Source organism: Brevundimonas sp. (genome assembly GCF_036659295.1).
In the GTDB taxonomy this organism is placed as follows: domain Bacteria; phylum Pseudomonadota; class Alphaproteobacteria; order Caulobacterales; family Caulobacteraceae; genus Brevundimonas.
Map to the genome: position 1 here is coordinate 1 of NZ_JAVXCU010000097.1, position 7,962 is coordinate 7,962.

7 protein-coding genes are annotated in these 7,962 nt (G+C 60.6%); 5 read left to right on the forward strand and 2 right to left on the reverse strand.

All coding sequences use genetic code 11. The features are described from left to right. A partial coding sequence (hutH, locus tag RSB01_RS12570; RefSeq protein WP_332625581.1) for a histidine ammonia-lyase occupies window positions 1-1,320 on the forward strand: 1,320 nt, incomplete at its 5' end. Window positions 1,321-1,573: 253 nt separating this feature from the next. After that, entirely contained in the window at window positions 1,574-2,830 is a 1,257-nt protein-coding gene (locus tag RSB01_RS12575; protein WP_332625582.1) for a dicarboxylate/amino acid:cation symporter, read from the forward strand. Between the two features lie 103 nt (window positions 2,831-2,933). Here the strand turns inward: RSB01_RS12575 and RSB01_RS12580 are convergent, their stop codons facing one another. Further along, the gene (locus RSB01_RS12580) at window positions 2,934-4,280 is read right to left on the reverse strand and encodes a serine hydrolase (protein ID WP_332590187.1); all 1,347 of its coding nucleotides are present in this window, start codon (window positions 4,278-4,280) and stop codon (window positions 2,934-2,936) included. Window positions 4,281-4,360: 80 nt separating this feature from the next. Continuing rightward, complete coding sequence (locus RSB01_RS12585; RefSeq protein WP_332590188.1) at window positions 4,361-4,786, reverse strand: Rrf2 family transcriptional regulator; 426 nt, start codon at window positions 4,784-4,786, stop codon at window positions 4,361-4,363. 287 nt (window positions 4,787-5,073) lie between these two features. On the opposite strand from RSB01_RS12585, the gene hmpA reads away from it, so the two are divergent. The 3 genes from hmpA to RSB01_RS12600 form a co-directional block, all read left to right on the forward strand. Further along, window positions 5,074-6,282: an NO-inducible flavohemoprotein gene (gene hmpA, locus RSB01_RS12590; RefSeq protein ID WP_332590189.1), complete on the forward strand. Its 1,209-nt coding sequence runs from the start codon at window positions 5,074-5,076 to the stop codon at window positions 6,280-6,282. Between the two features lie 208 nt (window positions 6,283-6,490). Continuing rightward, entirely contained in the window at window positions 6,491-6,784 is a 294-nt protein-coding gene (locus RSB01_RS12595) for a hypothetical protein (RefSeq protein ID WP_332590190.1), read from the forward strand. A gap of 56 nt (window positions 6,785-6,840) precedes the next feature. After that, window positions 6,841-7,962, forward strand: a 1,122-nt coding sequence (locus tag RSB01_RS12600; RefSeq protein WP_332625583.1) for a TolC family protein, incomplete at its 3' end; no start/stop codon positions are given.

A 7,962-nucleotide genomic window follows, 5' to 3' on the forward strand; every position in this document is an offset into this window, starting at 1 on the left:
GAAGACCTTGAAACTCTGCAAAAAAACCTCGTCCTCAGCCATGCTTGCGGCGTAGGCGCGCCCCTGAGCGAGAACGTCACCCGCCTGTTGAAGGTGCTGAAGATTGCCAGCCTGTCGAAGGGCGCATCGGGCGTTCGTCGCACCACGCTGGAAACCCTGATCGGCATGGTCAATGCCGGCGTCCTGCCGCTGATCCCCTCCAAGGGCTCGGTCGGCGCATCGGGTGATCTGGCCCCCCTGGCCCATATGTCCAGCGTCATGCTGGGTGTCAGCGAGGCCCGCTATCAGGGCCAGACCATGGAGGCCACAACCGCCCTCACCAAGGCAGGCTTGGCCCCTGTTGTTCTTGGTCCGAAAGAGGGCCTAGCCCTGCTGAACGGCACCCAGTGCTCGACGGCGCTGGCACTGGCCGGTCTGTTTGCAACCGAGGATGTCTTTGCCGCCGCCATCGCTGCCGGTGCCCTGTCGGTTGATGCGCTCAAAGGCTCGGATGCGCCGTTCGATCACCGTATCCACGCCCTGCGCGGCCAACCCGGCCAGATCGATGTGGCTGCCCGTCTTCGCGAACTGCTGAGCAACAGCGCCATCCGCGACAGCCATCGCCACGACTGCACCAAGGTTCAGGACCCCTACTCCCTGCGCTGCCAGCCGCAAGTCATGGGCGCGACGCTGGATATCCTGCGCAACGCCGCCGCCATGCTGGAACGCGAAGCCAATGCCGTCACCGATAATCCGCTGGTCTTCTTTGAAGATGGCGACGTCATTTCGGGCGGTAATTTCCATGCCGAGCCGGTGGCCTATGCCGCCGACCAGATTGCCATGGTTCTGTGCGAGATCGGCAATATCTCCGAGCGCCGCACCTCTATCCTTGTCGATCCCAAAATGACCGACCTGCCCGCCTTCCTCGTCAAGGACAGCGGCGTGAACTCGGGCTTTATGATTGCGCAGGTCACCGCTGCGGCTCTGGTGGCGGAAAACCGCATGGTCGCCCACCCCTGTGTCATCGACACCGTACCGACCAGCGCCAATCAGGAAGACCATGTGTCGATGGCCACCCACGGCGCCCGCCGTCTGCTGGACATGGCCGAGAACACCGCCACGGTTGTCGGTATCGAACTTCTGTCCGCCGCTCAGGGCATCGAGTTCCGCCGCCCACTAACATCCTCGCCCGAACTGGAACAGGTCTATGCCATCGTGCGCGAAGCCGCCCCTGCCTATGATCAGGACCGCTATTTCGCCCCCGATATCGCCCGCGCCACCCAAGGCGTGCGCGACAGCCGATACCGTGGATTTGCAGCCGGACTATTGCCTTCCACATAGGCTGTAACATCGTCCGTAAGGAGTCGTTATTAGCCAGCCCTTGCGGCAACTATAGTGACACATGCATTCCGATACAGGTCACTTATTGCAGTGCAGCATAAATATTATTATTTAAAATCAGTTAGATATACTGATGAAAAAAACGTGATGTTCATCGGGCGGCGAATAGTTTATTCGCCGCCCTTTCCTTTTCCACTCGCCTTGCCTCGCTGGAGGGGCTGGCATTGGCACAGCGAAACTGGATGTAGCTTATATGAAACGTATGTTTGCGGTCTTCATCATCGGGGCAATGATCCTCGGTGTATTGACCGGGTGGGGTCTCAACCACTTTATGACAGCGGATCAGGCAGCGGCCGCCGCGTCGAACCTGAACCTTGTCACCGAAATTTTCCTGCGCCTGATCAAGATGATCATCGCGCCGCTGGTCTTCACCACTCTGGTCGCCGGCATTGCCCACATGGAAGACGCCGCCTCGGTGGGGCGTATTGGCGTCAAAACCATGACCTGGTTCATCGGGGCCTCCGTGGTTTCGCTGTTGCTGGGTCTGGTCATGGTGCAGCTTCTGCAACCGGGTGCCGGAATGCACCTGCCTGAAGCCGTCGCTGCTGCAGGGCCTGCGGCCTCGACGGACGCCTTCTCGCTGCATGGCTTCATCACCCATCTGGTGCCGACCTCCATCTTCGACGCCATGGCGCGTAACGAAATCCTGCAGATCGTCGTCTTCTCGGTCTTTGTCGGTACCGCTGTTGCAGCGCTGGACGACAAGGCTCCGGCTGTTCTGCATCTGGTCGAACAAGCCGCCTCCATCATGTTGAAGGTGACCGAGTTCGTTATGAAGCTGGCCCCCTTGGCCATCTTTGCGGCGCTGGCCTCGACCATCGCTACGCAGGGTCTGGCCATGCTGGGCACCTATGCCAAGTTCGTGCTGGGCTTCTATACGGCTATGGGCGCGCTATGGTTGCTGCTGTTCCTGGCCGGTGCGCTGGTTCTGGGCAAGCGCGTGATCCCGCTGTTCCGCGAGATCCGCACCCCTGCTCTGCTGGCCTTCTCGACCGCCAGTTCCGAAGCCGCCTATCCGCGCATTCTGGACGCCCTGCCCAAGGTTGGTGTGAAACGCCGTATCGTCAGCTTCGTGCTGCCGCTGGGCTATTCGTTCAACCTTGATGGCTCGATGCTGTACTGCACCTTTGCCACCATGTTCATCATGCAGGCCCACGGTGTGCATCTCAGCATCCAGCAGCAGATCTTCATGCTGTTGCTGCTGATGGTCACCTCCAAGGGTATTGCCGGTGTTCCGCGTGCCTCGCTGGTCGTCATCATGGCTACGCTGACCTATTTCGGCCTGCCGGAAGCCTGGATCGCCATTGTTCTGGGTGTTGACCACCTGCTGGACATGGGCCGTTCGGCCACCAACGTCGTCGGAAACTCTGTTGCTGCTGCCGTTGTCGCCAAATGGGAAGGCGAATTGGGTGACGAGGAAACACCCGAGACGCAAGCCGCCACGGCCTGACCTGAATAAAAAGGGGCGCGATTTCCATCGTGCCCCTGACATGAGAACGGCGAATGGCCCCAAAGCCATTCGCCGTTTTTTTATGCCTGTAGCGCCCTTGGATTTAGTCCTCAGATCCAGTGGCCATCAAATGTTCGGCCATCGCGTGGTACGCGGGCAAGGACATCGGATCGATCAGCGCATTTCCAGCGCGATAGCTGGACGCAAACCGCACGATCACCATCTCGGCCTTGGGATCGACATAGCAGGCTTGCCCGAACACGCCGCGCGCCATGTAGGCCCCGTGGTCGTTGTGCGATACCCACCACTGATTGTGATAGCTCCACCCCGGCAAGGTTTCATATCCCGCATGGGCAAAGGCGGCCTGACTGCCACCACCGGCAATGTCACGCACCACAGCGGCAGGCACGATCTGGCGACCGTTAAACTGTCCGTCATTACGCATCATCTCGCAGAAACGGCCCAGATCGCGCAGTTGCAGATTTAATCCGCCCGCTGCGACGCCCTGACCTGCAGGATCAATCTGCAAATAGGCATCGCGCTCCATCCCCATCGGCTTCCAGAAACGCTCGCCGAGAACCTGCATCAGCGACTGTCCGCTGATCCGCGTCACGATCCAGCCCAGCACCTCGGTATTCACCGATTTGTACGCAAAAGCCTGACCGTGCTCGCCCGTTTTTTTCACCGTTTTCAGATAGTCGAACGTCGTCTTGGGGCCATCATATCCGGCCGGTCGCGGCATCATTCCGCCCGCCCGTGCAAAATCGAAAGCATCGGAATTAAAGTCTGTATAGACCTCGCTGTAGGCGAGCCCTGTGGTCATATCCATGACCTGCCCCACAGTGGCATCTCCAAAGGCGCTATCGGCCAGTTCGGGAATATAGCGCACCACCAGAGCATCACGGTCCAGTCGCCCCTCGGCAACCAGCATCGCCGCAACCGTGCCGACAAACGACTTGGTCACCGAATGGGCAATGTGCTGTCCGTCCTCTGTCAGCGCGCCGAAATATCGCTCGTAAACGATATTGCCGCGATGCATCACCAGAATGCCGTCCGTGTAGTTTTCGCTCAGGGACTGTAGCCAAGTCACCGGTTCGCCGCCCCCCAGCGGGGTGAACACCACCTGATCCAGATCGCTGCGTTCACGGCGCGGCAGCACATTATGCGCCGACCGGTCACGCGAGACTTCTGCACTGGGCAGCATCTCGCGCCAGTGCGAGAAGCTCCAGCGCGTTTTCGGAAACGTCATGTGGCCCATGTCGTCGGTACGTACCACACGATCCGCAGGTGGCGGGCTACCGATCATCCAGCCCATTTTAACGGGGTCGGAAGCCTCGGCATCCGGATAGATGACTGCGGGGGCCTGAGGCGACGTTTGGGGGGGCGTTTGGGCATTGGCCCCTATGGGCACACATGCCGCTGCCAAAACCCCGATGATCAACTGCTTCATACAACGCTCCCCAAGCCATAACCGGCTTTCCCTGTTATCGGAAACGAGGTTGCGTCCGGAAATAGCGAAAAGCTAGGGCATCAACGGCCGATACGCTCGAATATGTCGCTCATATCCACGCGCCGCCCCATAAGGCTCTCCAGCGTATATCCGTCCAGAACCTTCATAAACGCCCCCAGCGCCTGATTCAGAGCGCCCGTGAGGCCACAGGCCGGCGCGATGACACAGCTTGCACAATCGACCAGATCGAAGCCGTCCTCGGTATGGCGGACCACCGCCCCCACATTGATTTCTGCAGGCGGTTTGGCCAGCCGGACACCGCCGGAGCGACCGCGCACGCTCTCGACATAGCCCGCCCCGACCAGATCGCTGACCACCTTCATCAGGTGGTTTTGCGAAATGTCATAGGCTTGGGCGATCTCGGAAATCGAGCACAGCCGATCCTGTCGCGCGCCCAGATACAGCAATACGCGCATGGCATAGTCAGTATAGCGCGTCAGGCGCATCTCGCTCTCCGACCGGCTTCCGGTTCACTCTCACAATAATATATATTTCATTTGCATGTTTTACTCGGCCCTTATAGATGCATTTGTAATGCATCAATGGAGCGAAGCCGATGAATGGCCCGTCGCAAAGCCAAGTCCAGCCGCAGTCACACGCATCGCAAACCCGTGCCGTGCCGCCTGTGCCCGATCGCTCCAGCCCGTATTTGATAACACCCGTTTGCCCGCCTGACGGCTAGGCACACCGCCCCTTCCCTTTTTCTAAAACGCTTCATCTATGGAGACCTCTGATGGCCCAAGCTCTCAGTGAGCGCACCATTGCGCTCGTCAAAGCCACCGTTCCTGCACTGGAAGCCCACGGTCTGGACATTGTTCGCGAGATGTATTCGCGCATGTTCCAGAACCCAGAAATCCGCGACCTGTTCAACCAGTCGCACCATGGCGATACAGGCTCGCAACCGCGCGCACTGACCGGTGCCATTCTGGCCTATGCCAACAACATCGATAATCTGGGTGCATTGGGTGCTGCCGTTGAGCGCATTGCCCAGAAGCATGTCGGCCTGCAAATCCTGCCCGACCACTACCCCCATGTCGGCAATGCGCTTCTGGGTGCCATCGGGCACGTTCTGGGCGATGCCGCGACCGAAGAGATCATGAATGCGTGGGGCGAAGCCTACTGGTTCCTCGCCAACATCCTGATCACCCGCGAAGCGACCATCTATGACGATCTTGCCGCCGCCAAGGGTGGCTGGAACGGCTGGCGGGCGTTCGAAGTGGTTGAGGTGCGTCCCGAGAGTTCGGTCATCACCTCCTTTATCCTCAAGCCCAAGGATGGTGGCCCTATCCTGCGTCACCGCCCCGGCCAGTATCTGACCTTCTGGTTCGACATTCCGGGCCACGCGCCGGTCAAACGCAACTATTCGATCTCGAACGCGCCCAATGACGACACCTACCGGATTTCGGTCAAACGCGAAGAACTGGGTCTGGCATCCGGCTGGCTACACGACAATGCGCGCGTCGGTACGATCTTGAAGGTCGGTGCCCCCGCCGGTGACTTCTTCCTGCCCGAAACACCCCAGCGTCCTGTCGTTCTGTTGTCTGGCGGAGTCGGTCTGACCCCGATGGTGTCTATGCTCGAAACCCTTGTGGCCTCGCACCCACAGGCCGAGGTCCACTATGTACACGGTGCCCGAGACGCCAGCGCCCATGCCATGGGACTGCATATACGCAATCTGGTCGCTGCCCACCCGCAGGCGCGCAGCACAGTCTTCTACGAAGCCTCTGGCAACGACGCGGAAAATGCCGGTTGCGACCATCACGGCATGATTTCGGGGAACTGGCTGGCTGAACAGACACCGGTTGCACAGGCCGACTATTATCTCTGCGGCCCGCGTCCGTTCCTGCGTACGCTCGTGGCGGATCTGAAGTCGGCGGGCGTGTCGTCCGACCGTATCCACTACGAGTTCTTTGGACCGGCGGACGAAGTTCTCGCCGCTTAATCCAGCACGCAAGATAAACCTTTGGCGGGGTCACCAATGCGTGGCTCCGCCTTTTTTATGGTCGCAACAACCGATGTAACGAAATAAAATAACACATAACTTCAATCGCTAAGGCGAACCTTATAACACGTTGCCATCGCAATTCCGGATGACTAGTTTGCCGGCAATGGAATGGTCCAAAGCAACATTGGCAAAACTATTCGTCGCGATGGCTCTCGTCCTCGCTGCCTTTGTTTTCGCGCCCGTTTCGGATGCCGCCGCCTGTGCGCCCGAACCGGTCAGCGCCCACCAGACGCTGGACCACAACCACGCCACAGATGATGCGGGCAGCGATCCGGGCGTGTGCGCCCACGGCCATTGCCACCACACCGCCAGTGCCCGACATGCAGCGTCCGACTTTATGCTCGCCGAGCCCTTTGCGCGTGCCCGCCATGATCTGTCGATCGATGACAGCATGATCTCGTTCGTAACCGACGGACTGATGCGCCCCCCCCGAAACTGAACCGAAGCTTCGCGCCCTTTTGCGCATCTTCTGTTCACTGTTTTCGGAATTTTCGTATGTCTACGACCATCCGTCGCTGGCCGCATCTTGCGATCGGCTGCGCGCTTTGCGTGCTGTCCAGTGTGGCACCCGGTTCAGCATGGGCTGACCCTGCCCCGTCCTATGCCGATCTGCTGGCACAGTTGGGCCAGACGCCTGCTGTCACCGAAGCCGATGCTCTGGCCGATGCCGCCGAGGCCCGCGTCCGCCAAGCCCGCACACGCCCCAATCCCGACCTGTCCATCGATCTGGAAAACGTCGCCGGCTCCGGTCCCTATTCGGGATTTGTTTCCGGCGATCTCAGCCTGTCCCTCAGCCAAAATCTGGAACTGTGGGGGCGGCGATCCGCACGCGTCGGCGCCGCACGCGCCGATGCTGCAACAGCCGCCCTGCGTCGCGACCTCAGCACCATCGACACCGCCGGACGGCTGGCCCTGATCTATGCCGAGGCCGAGGTCGCCCAGCGCCGTGCCACGCTGGCTCAGGAAGCTCTTACACTGGCACTGTCCGATGCCCGCGCCGCGCTGGCCATGGTCGAGGAAGGCCGTGAACCGCTATTGCGCGGCATTCAGGCCGAAAGCGAAGCCGCCGCAGCCCGCGCCAGCCTCGACGAGGCCAAGGCCGAGCAGGAAGCCGCCTTTGCCCGCCTCAGCGCCGTCGCTATGCTGGCCGCACCGGTGACCTCAATCGAGACAGGTCTGCTGGACAATACCGTATCACCGACGGCTCTTTCCGATCGCGACACCCTGACCGTTCGCGTTGCCGAAGCCGAAGCCACCGCATCCGAGCGCCGCATCGACATCGAACGCATCAATGGCCGCCCCGATGTCACCGCCAGCGTCGGCGTGACCCGTTATGGTCAGGAAGACCAGACGGCCCTGACCTTCGGCCTAAGCCTGCCCCTGCCGCTGTTTGATACAAACCGTGGCAATATCGACGCCGCCCGCGCCGAGCATCGCGCCGCCGAGGCGCGCGTGCTTCAGGCCCGTCAGGAAGCCGGTGCCGACCGTGCCGCGGCCATGGCCCGCCTCGCTTCATCCGGCAGCCGTGTATCCGCTGCCGATGCCGGTGTGGCCGCCGCCGAGGAAGCCTATCGCCTTTCGCGCATCGGTGCCGAAGCCGGTCGCATATCGCAACTG